This is a genomic window from Rhodospirillales bacterium (assembly GCA_028824295.1).
In the GTDB taxonomy this organism is placed as follows: domain Bacteria; phylum Pseudomonadota; class Alphaproteobacteria; order TMED109; family TMED109; genus VXPW01.
The window spans coordinates 56,118-73,046 of sequence record JAPPED010000021.1; the positions used below are offsets into that span (position 1 = coordinate 56,118).

15 protein-coding genes and 2 tRNA genes are annotated in these 16,929 nt (G+C 64.4%); 5 read left to right on the forward strand and 12 right to left on the reverse strand.

What is annotated here, in order from left to right; all coding sequences use genetic code 11:
• Window positions 1-13 precede the first annotated feature (13 nt).
• The 3 genes from OXH60_09130 to OXH60_09140 all read left to right on the forward strand — a co-directional run bounded on the left by OXH60_09130 (window position 14) and on the right by OXH60_09140 (window position 2,089).
• A tRNA-Gln gene (locus OXH60_09130) sits at window positions 14-87 on the forward strand.
• A 175-nt stretch (window positions 88-262) separates the two neighbouring features.
• Entirely contained in the window at window positions 263-1,288 is a 1,026-nt protein-coding gene (gene moaA, locus OXH60_09135) for a GTP 3',8-cyclase MoaA (GenBank protein ID MDE0712283.1), read from the forward strand.
• A 36-nt stretch (window positions 1,289-1,324) separates the two neighbouring features.
• Window positions 1,325-2,089: an NAD kinase gene (locus OXH60_09140; GenBank protein MDE0712284.1), complete on the forward strand. Its 765-nt coding sequence runs from the start codon at window positions 1,325-1,327 to the stop codon at window positions 2,087-2,089.
• A 6-nt stretch (window positions 2,090-2,095) separates the two neighbouring features.
• On the opposite strand, the gene OXH60_09145 is transcribed toward OXH60_09140, so the two are convergent.
• The 5 genes from OXH60_09145 to OXH60_09165 all read right to left on the reverse strand — a co-directional run bounded on the left by OXH60_09145 (window position 2,096) and on the right by OXH60_09165 (window position 7,463).
• Complete coding sequence (locus OXH60_09145; protein MDE0712285.1) at window positions 2,096-3,250, reverse strand: carboxylate-amine ligase; 1,155 nt, start codon at window positions 3,248-3,250, stop codon at window positions 2,096-2,098.
• On the reverse strand, window positions 3,247-4,380 hold the full coding sequence (mnmA, locus tag OXH60_09150) for a tRNA 2-thiouridine(34) synthase MnmA (protein MDE0712286.1): 1,134 nt from the start codon (window positions 4,378-4,380) through the stop codon (window positions 3,247-3,249). Before mnmA ends, OXH60_09145 begins: the two co-directional genes overlap by 4 nt.
• Window positions 4,377-5,342 (reverse strand): haloalkane dehalogenase, encoded by a 966-nt coding sequence (locus OXH60_09155; GenBank protein MDE0712287.1) that lies wholly within the window; start codon window positions 5,340-5,342, stop codon window positions 4,377-4,379. Before OXH60_09155 ends, mnmA begins: the two co-directional genes overlap by 4 nt.
• A gap of 88 nt (window positions 5,343-5,430) precedes the next feature.
• The gene (locus OXH60_09160) at window positions 5,431-6,798 is read right to left on the reverse strand and encodes a TRAP transporter large permease subunit (GenBank protein MDE0712288.1); all 1,368 of its coding nucleotides are present in this window, start codon (window positions 6,796-6,798) and stop codon (window positions 5,431-5,433) included.
• Window positions 6,798-7,463, reverse strand: a complete 666-nt coding sequence (locus tag OXH60_09165) for a TRAP transporter small permease subunit (GenBank protein ID MDE0712289.1) — start codon at window positions 7,461-7,463, stop codon at window positions 6,798-6,800. Before OXH60_09165 ends, OXH60_09160 begins: the two co-directional genes overlap by 1 nt.
• 544 nt (window positions 7,464-8,007) lie before the next feature.
• On the opposite strand from OXH60_09165, the gene OXH60_09170 reads away from it, so the two are divergent.
• Complete coding sequence (locus OXH60_09170) at window positions 8,008-9,867, forward strand: PhoX family phosphatase (GenBank protein MDE0712290.1); 1,860 nt, start codon at window positions 8,008-8,010, stop codon at window positions 9,865-9,867.
• 141 nt (window positions 9,868-10,008) lie between these two features.
• Here the strand turns inward: OXH60_09170 and OXH60_09175 are convergent, their stop codons facing one another.
• From OXH60_09175 to OXH60_09200, 6 genes are all read right to left on the reverse strand, one after another.
• Window positions 10,009-10,920 carry an ABC transporter permease gene (locus OXH60_09175; GenBank protein ID MDE0712291.1) on the reverse strand — a complete coding sequence of 304 codons (912 nt, stop codon included), beginning with the start codon at window positions 10,918-10,920 and terminating at the stop codon, window positions 10,009-10,011.
• Entirely contained in the window at window positions 10,917-11,879 is a 963-nt protein-coding gene (locus tag OXH60_09180; GenBank protein MDE0712292.1) for an ABC transporter permease, read from the reverse strand. Before OXH60_09180 ends, OXH60_09175 begins: the two co-directional genes overlap by 4 nt.
• 16 nt (window positions 11,880-11,895) lie before the next feature.
• Window positions 11,896-13,548 carry a peptide ABC transporter substrate-binding protein gene (locus OXH60_09185; GenBank protein ID MDE0712293.1) on the reverse strand — a complete coding sequence of 551 codons (1,653 nt, stop codon included), beginning with the start codon at window positions 13,546-13,548 and terminating at the stop codon, window positions 11,896-11,898.
• Between the two features lie 216 nt (window positions 13,549-13,764).
• Window positions 13,765-14,415: a GPP34 family phosphoprotein gene (locus OXH60_09190; protein ID MDE0712294.1), complete on the reverse strand. Its 651-nt coding sequence runs from the start codon at window positions 14,413-14,415 to the stop codon at window positions 13,765-13,767.
• A 58-nt stretch (window positions 14,416-14,473) separates the two neighbouring features.
• Window positions 14,474-15,280 carry a PDZ domain-containing protein gene (locus tag OXH60_09195; protein ID MDE0712295.1) on the reverse strand — a complete coding sequence of 269 codons (807 nt, stop codon included), beginning with the start codon at window positions 15,278-15,280 and terminating at the stop codon, window positions 14,474-14,476.
• A complete protein-coding gene (locus OXH60_09200) occupies window positions 15,277-15,879 on the reverse strand; it encodes a 2-hydroxychromene-2-carboxylate isomerase (GenBank protein ID MDE0712296.1) in 603 nt (200 codons plus the stop codon). The genes OXH60_09195 and OXH60_09200 overlap by 4 nt, the downstream gene beginning before the upstream one ends.
• Before the next feature lie 103 nt (window positions 15,880-15,982).
• Here OXH60_09200 and OXH60_09205 point away from each other — a divergent pair, with 103 nt between their 5' ends.
• Window positions 15,983-16,744: a dienelactone hydrolase family protein gene (locus tag OXH60_09205; GenBank protein ID MDE0712297.1), complete on the forward strand. Its 762-nt coding sequence runs from the start codon at window positions 15,983-15,985 to the stop codon at window positions 16,742-16,744.
• 44 nt (window positions 16,745-16,788) lie between these two features.
• Here the strand turns inward: OXH60_09205 and OXH60_09210 are convergent.
• Window positions 16,789-16,862: transfer RNA gene (locus OXH60_09210), tRNA-Gln, on the reverse strand.
• Window positions 16,863-16,929: the final 67 nt, after the last annotated feature.

Genomic DNA, 16,929 nt, shown 5'->3' on the forward strand with positions numbered 1-16,929 from the left:
GCGTCCCGGTTGTTGGGCGGTCGTCTAATGGTAGGACGGCGGGTTTTGGTCCCGTAAATGTTGGTTCGAGTCCAGCCCGCCCAGCCACCAACTTGCCGCTACCGGCGGCACGGGTCGCGCACGAACGGCGGTTTCGCAGGCTGCGCGCTCCAACGTATGCTGCCGATCCGACGTCTCGATCCAGATTGGTACCTGTGAGCGCGCCGCTTGCGGGCGTTATATACGTTGGTATATAGGTAAAGGGTCACGCCCGGAGTCATCTATGCCCAATGGTCTCACCATGCCCGGGGTCGCCCCCGTGGTTGACCCGTACGGTCGCGATATCACCTACCTCCGGGTATCGGTGACGGATCGTTGCGACTTTCGCTGCGTGTACTGCATGGCGGAAGACATGACGTTCCTCCCGAAGAAGGACGTGCTGTCGCTCGACGAAATCCGGCGACTGTGCGGCGTCTTCGTGTCGCTCGGCGTGCGCAAGCTGCGCCTGACCGGTGGCGAACCGCTCGTGCGGAAGAACGTGATGCAGCTCTTCAACGAGCTGGGCGCAATGCTGGGCGGTGGCGGTCTCGAAGAGCTTACGCTCACCACGAACGGGTCCCAGCTCCGGCGCCATGCCGGGGCCCTCCACGCCGCCGGGGTTCGCCGGGTGAATGTCTCCCTGGACACCCTTGACCCCGACCGGTTCGGCGAGATTACCCGGTGGGGCCGTCTCGACCGGGTTCTCGACGGAATCGAGGCAGCCACGGAAGCGGGCCTGCACGTCAAGATCAACACCGTGGCGCTGAAGGGCGTCAACGAGGACGAAATCCCGGCGATGCTGGAGTGGTGCCACCACCGGGGGTTCGACTTTACGCTGATCGAGACGATGCCCATGGGCGATATCACCGGCGACCGGACCGACCAGTACCTGCCGCTGTCGATGGTGCGGGCTCGGTTGCGAGACATCTATGGCCTTGAAGAGATCGACTACCGGACCGGGGGACCGGCCCGTTATTTCCGGGCCGTGCGGACCGGGGGGCGGGTTGGCTTCATCACCCCGATGACCCACAATTTCTGCGAATCGTGCAACCGCGTTCGCCTGACGTGCACCGGGACGCTCTACATGTGCCTCGGTCAGGAAGACAGCGCCGATCTCCGTGAGGTCCTTCGCGCTACCGACGACGACGACGTGCTGCGCGCCGCCGTCACCGAGGCGATCGGCCGCAAGCCGCGGGGCCACGACTTCGTCATCAGCCGTCGCGAGCGCACCCCCTCCGTATCCCGTCACATGAGCGTAACCGGCGGCTAGAGCAAAGCCGGCACCACGCCGCTACCCTTCCCCGCCATGTCCGTTCCCATCGCGTTTGTCGCGGCCTCGACCGACGACGCCCAGTCGGCTTTGCGCACGCTGAGCCGCCGATACGACCATGTACCTCCGGCCGAAGCGAGTGTAGTCGTTGTCTTGGGCGGCGACGGAATGATGCTGAACGCACTGTCGCAATGGGGCCCCATGGGCAAACGGATCTACGGCATGAACAGGGGGACGGTCGGCTTCCTGATGAATCGCTACCGCGAGGAGGGTCTGGGCGCCCGCCTGGACGCGGCCCAGCCCGCCGTCGTCCATCCGCTACGCATGGATGCAGTCACCGCCGCCGGGGTGCGGCACACGGGCCTCGCGATCAACGAAGTCTCCCTGCTCCGACAGACCCGGATGACGGCCCGCATCCGGATACTGGTGGATGATCGCGAACGCCTTGCGGCCCTTTCCTGCGACGGCGTACTGGTGTCCACGCCAGCAGGCAGCACGGCCTACAACCTGTCGGCCCAAGGTCCGATTCTGCCGCTCGGGACGCCGCTCCTCGCGCTCACGCCGATTTGTCCGTTCCGGCCACGACGCTGGCGCGGAGCGCTGCTTCCCGAGCCGGCCAAGGTCACTTTTGACGTCTTGGAGTCGGAGAAGCGCCCCGTCAGCGCAACGGCGAGCGAGCTGGAGGTGCGGCATGTCCGCCAGGTCACCGTGACGGCTGACAGGTCGACTGAACTGACTCTTCTGTTTGACCCCGAGCATCACCTCGAGGAGCGGATACTCGCCGAACAGTTTATCCCCTGACGGGCCTCAGGATTCGAGTTCGGCCTCCGCACCTCGGCGGGTCTCGGACACGATGAGCTGTGCCACCGAGCGGAGCGCCTCCTCGACCCCTGCCCCCTCGAGGCGACAGAGCCGAAAGTGGTCGAGCTGGCGATCGGCGCTGCTGCCCTCGCGGATGATGTTTCGCACGTGCGCCACTTCCTTTTGACAATCGAGCGCCGCCGCATCTGCCGACAACATGTCCAGCAGTTCGTCGACGTAATCCACGAGGTCAACGCGGGTCCCCGACTCGAAGTCGGCAAGGAACGCCACCACGCCGTATCGCTGGGCCAGCCATCGGTTCTGCTGGATGATCTCGGGCGGGGGGTCGACCGGCAGCGGCCCCGTACGGACGGCATCCAGGAGGTGCCGGACCAGACAGGTGTAGAGCGCCACGATCGACATGCCATCGTCGATATCGGGACAGACGTCGGCAATTCGGAGTTCCAGCGTCGGGAATTTGACCGAAGGACGGAGATCCCACCAGATCTCCGAACCGTCCCTGACGAAATCGAGGCGACGATAGTTGTCGACGATCCGATCGTAATCCGCCCATGACGAGAGCACCGGCGGCAGGCCCGACCGGGGCAGCGCTGCCATGAGATTCATGCGGGAAGACTTGAATCCCGTGACATGTCCGCCACTGAACGGAGACGATCCGGACAGCGTCAGGAACAGCGGGAGATAGCTGCGCATCGCCGTCATCACCTGAACGCGTTCATCGGGCGTCCCGAAGCCCGCGTGCACATGCATCCCGCTTGCCAGCAGCTGCCGGATCACCGACTGGTACATGACCGCAAACTCGCGGTAGCGGTCCCGCGGCGTGACTGCCTGCGTTTCCCAGGCGGCAAACGGGTGCGTCGAGGAGGCCATCAGGCCGATTCCGTATTGGTCCGTGAGATCCAGTACCGAACGCCGGATCGCCACGATGGCCTCCCGGGCCTCCGCAACGGAATGGCATACCAGCGAATTCAGCTCGATCTGGGAGCGCAGGAGCTCCGGCACCGCCCGACACATGCCGTCGAGCTCGGAGAAAGCCTTGAGCAGGCGGGGATCCGGATCCACCACCAAGTCAAGCGTCTCGCGGTCAACGAGAAAGAACTCCTCCTCGATACCGAGCGTGATCTCGGAGCCAGTGCTCACAACGCACGGCCCTCATCCCGATCCCTCGCCGGCGGCCAGCTCGATCTGGGTTCGATCCAACCTCCCCCCAGGACCCGTGATCCTCGGTAGAACACCGCCGCCTGACCCGGAGCAACGGCCTGTTCGGGAGACTGAAACGACACCTCTGCCCGGCCCCCGGCCAAGAGCCGTACGCGGCCACTGGTACCGCGATGCGTGGAGCGCACCCGAAGCTGCACATCGTTCAGCTCGGTTCCGGGCTCCGACGCCTCGTCTGCGAGCCAGTTCACGTCGCGGATCGAAATGCCGGATACCCCGAGCGACTCCTTCGGGCCCACGACCACGCGTCGTTCAGCGGCGTCGATTCGGACCACGTAGAGGGGCTGGCCCGCGTCGGTGACCCCGAGACCGCGCCGCTGGCCGACCGTGAACCCGGTGATCCCGGCGTGGCTGCCAAGCACCCGGCCATCCACGTGAACGATGTCTCCCACCGCAGCGGTGTCCGGGCGCAGTGTGCGAACGATGTCGCGATAGTCGCCGTCAGGAACAAAACAGATGTCCTGGCTCTCCGGCTTCTCGGCCACGCCGACGCCGGCCCGAACCGCGGCCTGACGCGTTTGTTCCTTGGAGAACCCCCCCAATGGAAAGCGAAGCCGTTCGAGCTGTGTGCGGCTGGTGGCAAACAGGAAGTAGCTTTGGTCCTTTGACGCGTCGGCAGCTCGGTGGAGCTCGGGACCGCGCGGGCCCTCAACCCGCCGGACGTAGTGGCCGGTCGCCATCCAGTCGGCGTCGAGCTCCATCGCCGTATCCAGCAGGTCACGGAACTTCACCCGCTGATTGCAGAGGACGCACGGAACCGGGGTCACGCCTTCAGCGTACCGGTCGGCAAAGTCCTGCATCACGTTGTCCTGAAACCGCTTTTCGTAGTCGAGCACATAGTGCGGGATGCCGAGATGGTCGGCCACGCGACGCGCGTCGTATACGTCCTGGCCAGCGCAGCACGTCTTCGTGCCGGCATTGCGGCTTCCCCGGCCGTACAGGTGCAGCGTAATGCCGACGACTTCGTGTCCCGCATCATGCAGCAGCGCCGCCACGACCGAGCTGTCAACGCCGCCGGACATGGCGACGACGACGCGGCAGCGGCGGTTCATGCCGCGTGTCCGCTGGCCGACTTCTCGGCTGTCCGCCGGCTGTAGAGCGCCTGTGCCTCCGCGACCAGGTCGGACGTGAATTCGTTACCCCATTCCGGAACGAAATGGCCAGCGTTGCCAATGGCCACCGGCGAGCCAAGTCCGCGAATCCGCCCCGCCAGCGCGCGCATGGCATCAGGCGGGATGATCGGATCGCGCATGCCGGCGAGCAGCATCGCGAAGCCGTCGAAGGTCTCGCTCCACCACGTTTCCGCTGTCTGCGACAATTCTGCACCTGGATCCTTCCGCGACGTCGGGAAGAGCCGCGGCAGCGCCATGAGTGCCGACTTGTACGAGGCGTCCGGAAAGGGCGCCTGGTAGGCGTTGCACTGGGCGAGCGTCAGGATCCGGTTGGTCCGGGCCATCAACGACCGCACGTTCAGGTCGGGCTCCGCGCGAGCGGTGGCCAGCCAGTTCTGATAGCCGCCGGGAAGCGGCCGGCCCCCGGTGGCCAGCCACGTGTTGAAGCACACCAGACCGACGAACCGCTCCGGCATCGTGTGCGGGATCGTCATGCCGAGCGTGCCGCCCCATTCGTGCACGACCAGAACGATTTCCCGCAGGTCGAGACGCTCGATCAGGTCAATCAGACTGGAGCGGAGGCCGGCGAACGTGTAGGCCCAGGGATCCGCGGGCTTGTCGGACCGACCGAACCCCGGCAGGTCCGGAGCAACCGCACGGTGCCCCTGCCGCACGATTTCAGGAATGATGTGCCGATAGAGATACGCCCACGTCGGATGGCCATGCAGCAGCAGGAACGTGAGCGCGTCCGGGGATCCAGCCCCTCCCTCGTCCACGTAGTGCATGCGGACCGGCCCGCAACCGTCAAAGCCCGGCACGGCCTCCAGATAGTGCGGGGAAAACGGCCAGCCCGGGAGATCCCGAAACCGGTCGGCGGCGGCGCGGAGGACCTCTATGGCCATCGTTGCGGCGGCCCCGCCCGCGGTTGCCGCTCCGTCGGCACCGCGGGTCCGGTCCGGAGCGGCGGGCGGCTCTCGACCCTCGTAAGGCTCAGTCGAGAAGGACGCCGGGCAACCACAGAGCGATCTCCGGGAAGCCGATGACAAAGCCGAGGCCCACCAGCTGCAGCGCCACGAACGGAATGATACCGCGGTAGACCATCTGGATCTTGACGCTCGGTGGCGCCACACCCTTCAGATAGAAAAGCGCGAAACCGAACGGTGGCGTCAGGAACGACGTCTGCAGGTTCACGGCGATCAGCACGGCAACCCACGGGATCACCAGTCCGGCGGCAACGTGCGTCCCGAAGTCCAGCGTCTCCATGATCGGGGCGAACAGCGGCAGCACGATCAGCGTGATCTCGACCCAGTCGAAGAAGAAGCCAAGCAGGAACACCATCCCCATCATCAGGAACAGGATGCCCCACGACCCGAGCCCCATGTGCTCGACGAACGCGTGGATCAAGTCGTCTCCGCCCAGCGACCGGAAGACGTACGAAAACGCGGTCGCCCCGATGAAGATCCCGAAGATCATGGCGCAGGTCAGGCCGGTCCGCCCGACCACATCTTTCAGGACCGCCCTCGACAGCCGACGGTTAAACACCGCCAAGATGATGGAACCCAGTGCGCCAACCCCGGCGGCCTCCGTCGGTGTCGCGAAACCGGCAAAGATCGAGCCCAACACCAGGAAGATCAGGAAGATCGGCGGGAAGAATGACCGCAGCACCATCCGCACCAGTTCCGCCTGGCTATCCGGACCTTCCGACGCTGGTAGCGGCGGCGCCAGCGTCGGGTTTAGGCGCGTGCGGAAAAACAGATAGACGATGTACAGGGAGGCTAGGACCAGGCCCGGGAAAACGGCTGCTATGAACAGTGTTCCCACCGAGATCGACAGCAGGTCCGCCATGATCACCAGCATGATCGACGGAGGAATGAGAATCCCCAGCGTCCCCGATGCGCTGATGGTTCCCGTTGCCAGAGACGGGTGGTATTTGCGCTCGAGCATCACCGGCAGCGCGAGCAATGTCATCATCACGACCGAAGCGCCGATAATGCCGGTGGTGGCAGCCATGATGGTGCCCATGATCGTCACGGACATCGCCAGCCCGCCAGGCACGCGGCGGAGCAGGACCTGCAGGCAGTGCAGCAGATCGTTTGCGACCCCGGACCGCTCCAGCATCGTGCCCATGAAAATGAACATCGGCACGGCGACGAGGATCAGGTTCTCGCAGACGCCACCCCAGATTCGGGAAATGATGTTGAAGAACTCAATGAATGAAAATACGTCGGCTGCAAGGCCGAGGAAGCCAGAACCGAGGGCCACGCCGCCCAGCACGAACGCAACCGGAAACCCGCTGAACAGCAGCGATGCCAGCGCCAGGAACATCAGGACTGGCATCAGGGTGATGAGTGTGTCCATTACTGCTCTCCCCTGATGGCCTGTGTTTCCTGGGCGGCCGCCGCGCGGAGCTCCTCTTCCGGATTACGGAGCTCGGGAAGCGACTTGGACAGTTCAAGCGCGGCTGCCGCCTGGCCGGTCTCGAGCAGCACGAGGTACGCCAGGTTCCTGAGCAGGACCGCCACGCCGGCGACAAGCAGCAGCAGCATTCCAAATGGCACGAACGACTTGATGATCCATCGATGGGACAGACCGGTGAGGGCAGACGACACCTCATTCATGCTGAATGACCGCTGGGCAAAGTCGAGACCGAACCAGATCACGAGCGCTGCATATGGGATCAGGAACAGCGTGATGCCGGTGACCTCGAGCCGGGCCTTCCAGAGCTGAGAAAACCGTTCACGGACGACCTCGATCCGGACATGGGAGTTCCGCAGGTAGCCGAAGCCCAGCGCCAACAGGAACAACGCCGCATGGAGGTGCCATTCCATCTCCTGCAGTTTTGTCGAGCCAAGCACCAGGAAGCGGCGAGTCACGATGTCAAAGATGATGATGAAGATCAGGGGGATCGACAGCCATGACCCAACCATCCCGGCAAAGGTAAGCCCGCGGTCGAGCGCGCGACTGAAGCGCACCAGCGGATGTCGCTCCGGCGCCTGGACGCTCCCAGAATTGTCCATGGACATAGGTATCGGGTCTCCTTCTGCGTAACCGGCGGGATCAGGGGATTCCGGCGAGGCCCGTAACTTCGGAGCCGCTGGCGATGCCTTATATACCAGCTTGCCAAAGAAGAAGGGCAGTCTGCCGCTTTGCGTCAGTCCCCAACCGTCTCGATCTCGAGCGTCTCCAATCCGGGAATGATACGAAGCCCATCGGCGAATACCGCCGTAGGAACAACCACCTCCATGGTCTTGGCAGGATTACCGCGCAGCACGGAGGTCGATGATCCGACGGCCGCCTCTACCCACCTTCGGCCGGGTCCCGGTTCCGGATCGGCAGCCAGGCATTCAAGCGCCGGGGACCTAACGTACCCCAAGAAGCGTTCGGAAAGGGCGGCCTCAACGACTGCGGAACAGTTCGGCTGGCATTGAGATCGTCGTGTAACGAATGCTTAACGATGGCAGACTATGGAAGAATGAGGAGCGTGTGAAGCCCAACGGCAGTCTCCTGCCCGAGCCAAGATGATGACAGCCCGACAAACAGAGCCGGGAACCCCCGCACACGCGCACCGTGGGTAGATCGTCCATCCGCACGCCGGTGGCCACGGACTTCGAGGTCGTGGTCCACCGACGGCTCTCACGACGCGGATTCCTTGGCGGGGCCGCCGCGCTGAGTGCGACTGCCTTCGTGATGGGGGCGGCCCGGGCCAAGCCCGCGCCGCCCGACCCGGCTCGCGGTCCCCTTCCATTCAGTTCGGTCGCCGCCAACACCCGTGACACTGTCACCGTGCCCGAGGGTTACAGCTGGCATGTCGTCGTGCGGTGGGCCGACGCGATGTGGTCAGACGGACATCCGCTCGACCCGGTCACCGGCGGGACCGGGGCCAGCCAGGAGCGTGCGTTCGGCGACAACAACGACGGGATGGAGTTGTTCACGATCGGCCACCGGACACTCCTCGCGGTCAACAACGAGTACGTCAACCGCCACATCCTGTTTGGAACGTCAGGCTCCGGGCTGCCCCGAACCGCCGACGACGTGCGCAAGAGCAAGGCGGCGCACGGTGTGTCGATCGTCGAGGTCCGTCAGCAAAACGGGACCTGGTCCGTCGTGTCGGACTCCTCCTACAACCGGCGGATCACGGCGGATACGCCTATGGCGATCACTGGACCCGCCCGCGGACATCACCTGCTCCGGACGGCCGCGGATCCTGCCGGTATCCAGAGCCTTGGTACCTGGAACAATTGCGGAAGCGGCAAGACCCCCTGGGGCACGTTCCTTACCTGCGAGGAGAACTTCCACTTCTACTTCGCGTCGAGTGATCCCGAAGCGGAACTCCCCGATGCGCTCGCGCGTTACGGGGTCCAGGCGTCTGACCGCAACATCGGCTGGAGCGCCCACGACGAGCGCTTCGACATCGCAAGACATCCCAATGAACCCAACCGCGTGGGTTACGTCGTGGAGATCGACCCGACCGATCCCTTGTCGATTCCGAGGAAACGTACCGCGCTTGGCCGGTTCAAGCACGAAAACGCGGAACTGGTCGTGGCCGACTCCGGGCGGGTGGTCGTCTACATGGGGGACGATGAGAGGGGCGAGTTTCTCTACCGGTTCATCAGTGACGGGCACTACCGCGAAGGCGGGGACAACGCGGGACTTCTGGAAGCGGGCACGCTGTTCGCGGCCCGGTTTGACGACGATGGCAGCGGTGCGTGGCTCCCACTCACACCGGAAACCACCGGGCTTCCTTCCGCGGCGGACATTTGCGTGCATACGCGACAGGCGGCCTCCGCTGTCCGCGCAACGACCATGGATCGCCCTGAATGGGTAGCCGCAAACCCGACCGGGCCCGAGGTGTACTGCTGTCTCACGAACAACACGCACCGCGGCAAGGAACCCAACAGCGGAGGCGACCCCACCCCGGTCAACGGCCCGAACCCGAGGGCGGAAAACCGCTACGGCCAGATCGTGCGTTGGCGGCCTACGAGGGGCGATCACGCCTCGTCCACGTTCTCCTGGGACCTCTACGTGGTGGCGGGAAATCCGGCCGTTCACACGGGTCCGAACGCCGGCTCACCCAACCTCACCACGGAGAACATGTTCAATTCTCCCGACGGCCTGGCGTTTGACAGCACGGGGATGCTGTGGATCCAGACCGACGGGGCGTACTCGGACGAAGGCGACTTTGCCGGTCAGGGCAACAACCAGATGCTGCTGGGCCACCCGGCGACCGGCGAGATCCGACGCTTCCTGGTGGGCCCGAAAGAGTGCGAAGTCACCGGTGTGACCTGGAGCGCCGATCGAAAGACCATGTTCGTCGGAATCCAGCATCCTGGCGAAAAAGGCGGCAGCCACTTTCCCGGCGGCGGCGACACGATCCCCCGGTCTGCCGTGATCGCCGTCACCCGTGACGACGGCGGGCGCATCGGCTGAACTTCCGCGCCAGGCTGTCCGGACGAAGAGCCTCGGGAAACGCGGCGCAGCGGGCCAGCTTTTCGTCCACGGGGGGCCCGGAACGCGTGGACAAGACGCGGGCGGAGTTCAGGCTTGCCTATGTGGCGGGCCTTGACGTCATTACCGCGACCGCAGGCCCGGTACGTCGGCCTCCACGTCGAACGCGTCGCGAATACCGTCCCCCAGCACGTTGAACGCGACCACCGTCACGAAGATGAGGAGACCCGGCCAGACTGCCAACTGTGGCGCCTCGCGGATCATCCCCTGGGCCCCCGTCAGCATACCGCCCCAACTGGCGAGCGGCGGCTGAATCCCGAGCCCAAGGAAGCTCAGCACCGATTCCGTGAGAATCAGATTTCCCACGGACAGCGTCGCTGCCACGACGATCGGCGAAAGCGCGTTGGGCAGCACGTGCCGGATCAGGATGGTGGTCGAACCGGTGCCGAGGGCGCGGGCCGCCTGAACGTATTCCCGCTCGCGCACCACCAACGCCGCTCCCCTCGCCAGTCGTGCGACGGTTGTCCAGCCGACCAGCGCCAGAATCAGGATGATCCTGAGAGTCGCGTGCTCAGGACGATCGGCATCGAGGCCCAGACGCGAGAGGTCGGCTGCGGCCATGACAATGAGAAGCGGCAGGAGCGGCAGAGCTATCACGAAGTCCGTGATCCGCATGAGCACCGCATCGAGCCATCCACCGAAGTAGCCGGCCGCAAGTCCGAGCGCCGCGCCGATCACGGTCGCCACCAGCGCTGCCGCCAGCCCGACAAACAGCGATACCCGGGCACCTTGGAGGAGACGGAGCAGAAGATCGCGGCCGAGTTCGTCGGTCCCGATGGGGTGGCCCCAGCTTGGGCCCGAAAGGCGGGCCAGCAGATCGATGGTTTCGGCTTGCAGGCCGAGCGCCGCTTCAGCCAGGGGAAAGGCAAGTGCCATCAGCCCCAGAACGACCAGCACGACGGCAGCGGCGACTGCGGGACCATGGCGGCGAAACCGCTTCCAGGCGCCGAGGCGGGCACCCACAGCCGGCCTCACGACACTGCCGCCCCGATCCGGACACGCGGATCCATCCATGCATATGTGAGGTCAGCGGCGAGATTGCCCAGCAGCACCAGCAGCGTGGCGAACAGCAGGCTCACGAGGGCAAGGTTGTAATCGCTTGCCATCACCGCGTCGTAGATGAGCTTTCCCATGCCCGGATACGCGAACATGGTCTCGGTCACCAGCGCACCGGAGACCAATGTGCCGAGAGAGAGCCCGACGATCGTGATCACGGGGACCAGGGCGTTCTTCAGTGCGTGCCGAAAGATCACCCGCCGTTCGCGAAGTCCTTTCGCCCGGGCGGTACGCACGTAGTCACGACGCAGTTCTTCCATCATTGCCGCGCGGACGAACCGGATGAACCCGCCGACCGTGGCGGCGCTAAGGGTGACCACCGGCAACACCATGTGGCGCCAAGCCTGCGTGCCGTCTTCAGCCAAATTGCCGCTGCCGCTTGCCGGCAGCCACCCGAGTTCGACCGAAAACGCCATGATCAGCAGCAGGGCCAGCCAGAACGCCGGCACGGAGTAGGCGCCGAGCGACAACAGGCTGATCAAGTGGTCCAGCCACGAATAGGCACTCCGGGCAGCCAGCACGCCGGCCGGAATCGCAAGGGCGAGCGACAGGAGGAGGCTGAATCCGAGCAGCTCCACCGTCACGCCGAGACGCGGCCAGAGCAGTTCGAGCACCGGTCGATGGTGCAGCCTCGAGTAACCGAAATCGCCGGTGAGCGCGGCTCCCAGCCAGTTCAGGTATCGCTCGTGGAGAGGGAGATCCAGGCCATAGAGAGCCTTGAGGCGGGCGGCGTCCGCGGGGGTGAGCCGCGGATCCGCCTGCACCATGACGTCGATGGGGTCCCCAGGCATCAGGCCGATCAGCGCGTAGAGCACCATCGACATGATGACCAGTACCAGCGCTACCCCGGCGGCACGCCGGCAGAGATAACGGATCACGGCCCGGAGGGACCGGTTACTCGACGGCGCGCCACTCCTCGATCCACATGGTAGCCGGCACCTGGTGCCCGGTGGGGCGGACTCCGCTCAACCAGACCGGAACGACGTACGGCTCTACCCGGAAATACAGAGGCATTGCCGGCAGGTCTTCCGCGTACATCTGCTGAAGTTCCGACCACATCGCATTCCGCCTGTCGGGATCAAGCTCGAGTTCGAGGGCGTCCAGAAGCTCATCCATCCGGTCGGAGCGGTAGCCGGGGAAATTCTGCCCGGAATAGCCATTGTCCTCGGACGGAACTCGATCCGAGCGCAGCATCTCGACCGGCACTCCCTCGGGCGTCGAGAGGAAGGCGTACATGTTCAAGCCGGGGTTGGTCCGCTGGCTCACGGTCTGCCCGAAGAACACCCGCGCCGGCTCATTCCGGATCAGCGCTTCTACACCGACTTCACGGAACTGCGCCTGCAGCACCTGCTGCACAAGCTCCCGCACCCGCGACCCCGCTGTCGTCATCAGTGGAAAGGACAGGCGCTGCCCTTCGGCATTCACCCGAATCCCGTCAGATCCCTGATTCCAGCCCGCCTCTTCCAGCAGTTGCACGGCGCGTTCGGGATCGTACGCATAGGCACGCACCTCCGGATCGAAACCTGGAGCCAATGGATGCATCAGTGAATGGGCGACCTGTTGCTTGCCGCCGAACAGCGCATCGACAAACGCCTTCCGGTCGATCGCGTACATCAGCGCCTGACGTACTCGCCGGTCTCGGAAGTATGTGGAATCGAGGTTGAAGTCGACGTGCTCGTAGATGAGGCTGGGTACGAACGAAACGTCGAACATTCCCGCGTCGTCGCGCTCGAACGCCAGCGCCTCGTCCACGTTGAAGCCGACCTGGCCGGCTACGTAGTCGACGGCACCCGACAACAGGTTTGCCCGAAGGGCCGCCGTGTTCTCGATGACCCGAACGACGATCCGCCCGAACGCAGGCGCCTGACCGTACCACGTGGGATTTGGCTCGAGCACCACATGGCTGCCGGACGCGACCTCAGTGATTCGATAGGGCCCGTACCAGAGGCCGGGCTCAGTCGGACGGGTGTCGTAAAGAGTCCGGTTCCGGTATTCGGCTGGCTCCGCCGCGGGCTCGGCCTCGAGGTGGGCAGGCAGGATGGCACCGCCGAAAGCGTTGTACGTATAGGTAAGCCGGTCGACGTGCAGCGTGAACGTCTTGGCGTCGATCACGTCGATGTTCAGAATCCGCGCGTACTCCTCGCGGGCAGCGAAACCCGTTCCCTCGCGAAGCGCGGTCTCCCAGGTGAACACGACATCGGCGCTCGTCACCGGGGTGCCATCACCCCATGTCGCGTCCGGGTGCAACTGGTAGGTGACGGCAACTCCGGTGCCGCCATCGGCAAGCTCGACCCGTTGGGCAAGCCCGTTTTCGATGGTCGGGAGCCGGGTGCAGAGAAAGCAGCGCAGCTTCCAGTCGTGCCCGTAATCGGTCACCGGTCGCAACGCCATGGCCAGGATGTACTGCTTCGCCGCCATCAAGTTGATGGCGGGGTGGAACGTCGACGGAAACTGCGTGATTCCGATCGTCAGCGTGTCGGCGGCCCCCGACACCGGCACCGGGACACCCAGCGTGCACGCCATGAGGAGGGCCGCGACGCGCGGCATCAGCTGCCAACGCGTCCGTCCCTGGCGGCAGCGCGACCTCGTCATCGCACGAAGCCCACCCGAGGGAGGAAGCCCCGGCCGACACCCGCTCTCCGCAGCTCGTTGCACCCACGCTGACACAAGGCGAGCGAATCTCCGAATCATCAACACGGCAGCGAAATCGACGTTTCCGCCTACCTGCGCACGCCGAAAATCCCCCCGAAACGGGAGGCTGGCTTACATGATGGGCGCTACCAGCGGCGGGATGGAGGAGCGAATATCGTACACCGTTCTGGTGACCGCCTGTCCAATCAAGTCCATGCGTTCGAGCTGACGCAGACGCCCCTCCACGTTCTTCAGTTCACGCGTCGAGAGAATGCGATCGAGCACGCCGCACGTATCGGCCAATGTCAGGATCACGATGTCCCGCGGGTCCGGAAGCCCGTCATCAAGCAGCACGTTCACGATCCGGCGCTTCACTTCGCGTTCCTCGCCGCCGTCGATCTGTGGGTATCGACGCGAGCCGAAGAACCAGAGCAGCCGTTCCTCAACCCGCTTGAGAATCTTGGCTTCAACAAGTCGTTCCGCGATCCGGTCCCGGTACTCGCCCGAGCGATGACTCAATACCTGCACCCAGTATGCGGCGTCATGCTGTTCCTGATCGGCGACGATGCATTCAAGTACCTCGTCAAGCAGCGGATCTCCGGTAGGTTCCGTGCTGACGGTGAACAGTTCGTCCAGCCCGGTATCGATCCGGCATCGCAACGCGAGGTCCATGAGGATGGCCCCGGCAATTGCGCAGTCGATCTGGATCGCAGGGACGTCGACCGGCGTACCCTTTTCGTCGTCCAGAGTCAGAAGAAGTATTTCTTCAGGAATGGAGAGCATCGGGCAACTCGCTTGACGTCGTTGATGCTACGGTACCGTTCCGCTGCCTTCAACCTGATTAGCCCGACGATTCACCTTCCGAGGGAGGCGTTTCACCGAGGAAGCGGGCGACCAGCCAATGCCGCTCACCGTTGCGGATGATCATGCAGAGGACCGATTTCTGACCACGGTCCCGGGCAGCGCTGACCTGCCTGACAAGGTCCACCAAGGTCGGAACCCGTTCCTGGTCAACCTCGACCACCAAGTCGCCTTCCCGCAGACCTCTTGCCACAGCGGGTTGCGGAACGGCAACCACCACCAGCCCCTTGACGGTGCCCCGGATGCCGTGGGCGGTGGCCAGGGCACGCGTCAGGTCGGAAAACGTGATGCCCAGGCCCTCGACCAGCAACTCCTTGGCCGGTCCGTCAGGTACCTGGCCGGCCAATTCCAGCCGGATGTCACCGCCCTCGGAACGAAAAGCGTTCTCGCAGTACGAAACCCCGACGTCGCCCGTACCGTCCAGCACGCAACTCTGGATATCGAGCTCCACGGATGCGACCGCGCGGCACGCGGCTGAATCCCCCGCGGGGACCGCGAACGAGGCAACGCGCTGAAACGGCTGGAGACGCCGCACTCGCCCCACCGCAAAGACCCCTCGGCCGATTTCCACACCGCTGGCACTTCGCGCCGTGAAATCGGCAACAAATCTGCTCAAATCGGCAAACAGCCGATTCCTGACCTGAAAGGACAGGTGGCAGCTGTCCCCGGACAGCGATGAGCCGACAATGCTGACGACGAGACCAGGTTCGGCAGTCTCTCCTGAGGCTGGCGCCGCCGCGACTGCGGCCGCCAGAAGGACCGATGCTGCAGCCGGCCCGGCTCTCACGCAGCCGCCTCGACTGCCCGGCGCAGAAACTCGATCCTGTCCTGCCCCCAATAGAGCTCGCCATCAAACAGGAATGTCGGCGCGCCGAACACGTTCGCGGCAATGGCGTCTTCAGTGTTCTTCGCGAACTCCGGGTCCGCGTCGCCCCCCTTGGCGGCGGCCAGGACCTCGGCGCCGTCGAAACCGCAGTCCGCAGCGATCGCCGTCAGCGTTGCCTCGTCGGAGATATCGCGATCCTCGGCCCAGCACGCACGCATCACACGCCACGCGAATTCGGGCGCGTCGCCAGGGCCCGCCAGCGCCGATACCAGCATCTTGCCCGACAGCGTCGGATTCACCGGAAAATGTTTGGGGTGAAGGTTCAGTTCGATGCCGAGGTATGCCCGCCATCTGCGCAACTCGTTAAGCCGGTTTTGTTGCACAGCGACGGGCCGGTCTCCGACCGCCTTGATTCCGTTTCTCTGGAACACGGTGAAAATATCGTACGGTCGAAAATGGAGGGGGACGTGATGTTCTGCCGCTAGTGCACGGACCCGCGGGGTCGCCAGATAGGTCCAGGGCGACGTCAGGGCAAGAAAAAACTGGATCGGGCGGGCCATGCGATACTCCTATACCGTGCGGTCAGCGGTTGGTGCCGCCGTGCTACGCTCGGCGCCACAATAGACGACCGTTCCAGCAAACCGGGTCAGGATTCAGAACGCAATGATCGAGCGAAGGTTCTACCTTGAAACCCAGGACGGATCGATGGATTGCTTCTCCGTCCACCCGGAAGAAGGAGGCCCGTTTCCCACTGTCCTCTTCTACATGGACGCGCCCGCCATCCGCGAAGAACTCCGAGATATGGCGCGGCGACTTGCCAGTGCGGGCTACTTCGTGCTGCTTCCGAACCTGTTCTACCGGGTCGGCACCGAGCGCAACTATCCCTTCGACCAGGCCGCCATCCGAAACGATCCGAAACAGCGCCAGATCATGGCCGAGACCATGGCCGACCTGACCAACGCCAAGGTGATCAGCGACACGGAATCGATGCTCGCGTACGTTGCGCGCGAGGATGCGGCAACCCGGTCGACGGCTGCGCTTGGCTATTGCATGAGCGGCCAGTACGTCGTTTCCGTGATGGCCGCCTTCCCGGAAACGTTTTCCTGCGGGGCGTCGTATTACGGCGTTCGAATCATTACCGACGAGAGTGACTCACCGCACCTGGCAGCCGACCGGATCCAGGGCAAGCTCTATCTGGCATTCGCCGAGCGCGATCACTGGGTACCTGACGAGAACCTGGAGCGAATCCGGGAACTCTTCACTGGCGAGGACAAGCCGCATCGGGTGGAGCTGTACCCTGGCACGGAGCACGGCTTCGCGTTCTGGAAGCGTCCGGTCTATCACAAGGACGCCGCCGAACGTCACTGGGAACGCATGCATCAGCTCTTCCGGCAAAACTTGGCAGTGGCGCCGGGATGGTCCTGAAGCCAGGACGGTCGATTGCAAGCAGCTGACGGCTTCAGCAAGTCTGGCTGGGGAACCTGGATTCGAACCAGGATTGCTCGGTCCAGAGCCGAGAGTTCTACCGTTAAACTATTCCCCAGCGCGTGACGCTTTGTGTGCCCGCATTTCGCGGGACCCATGGCTCGCAGTATACCAACTGTGCTGCC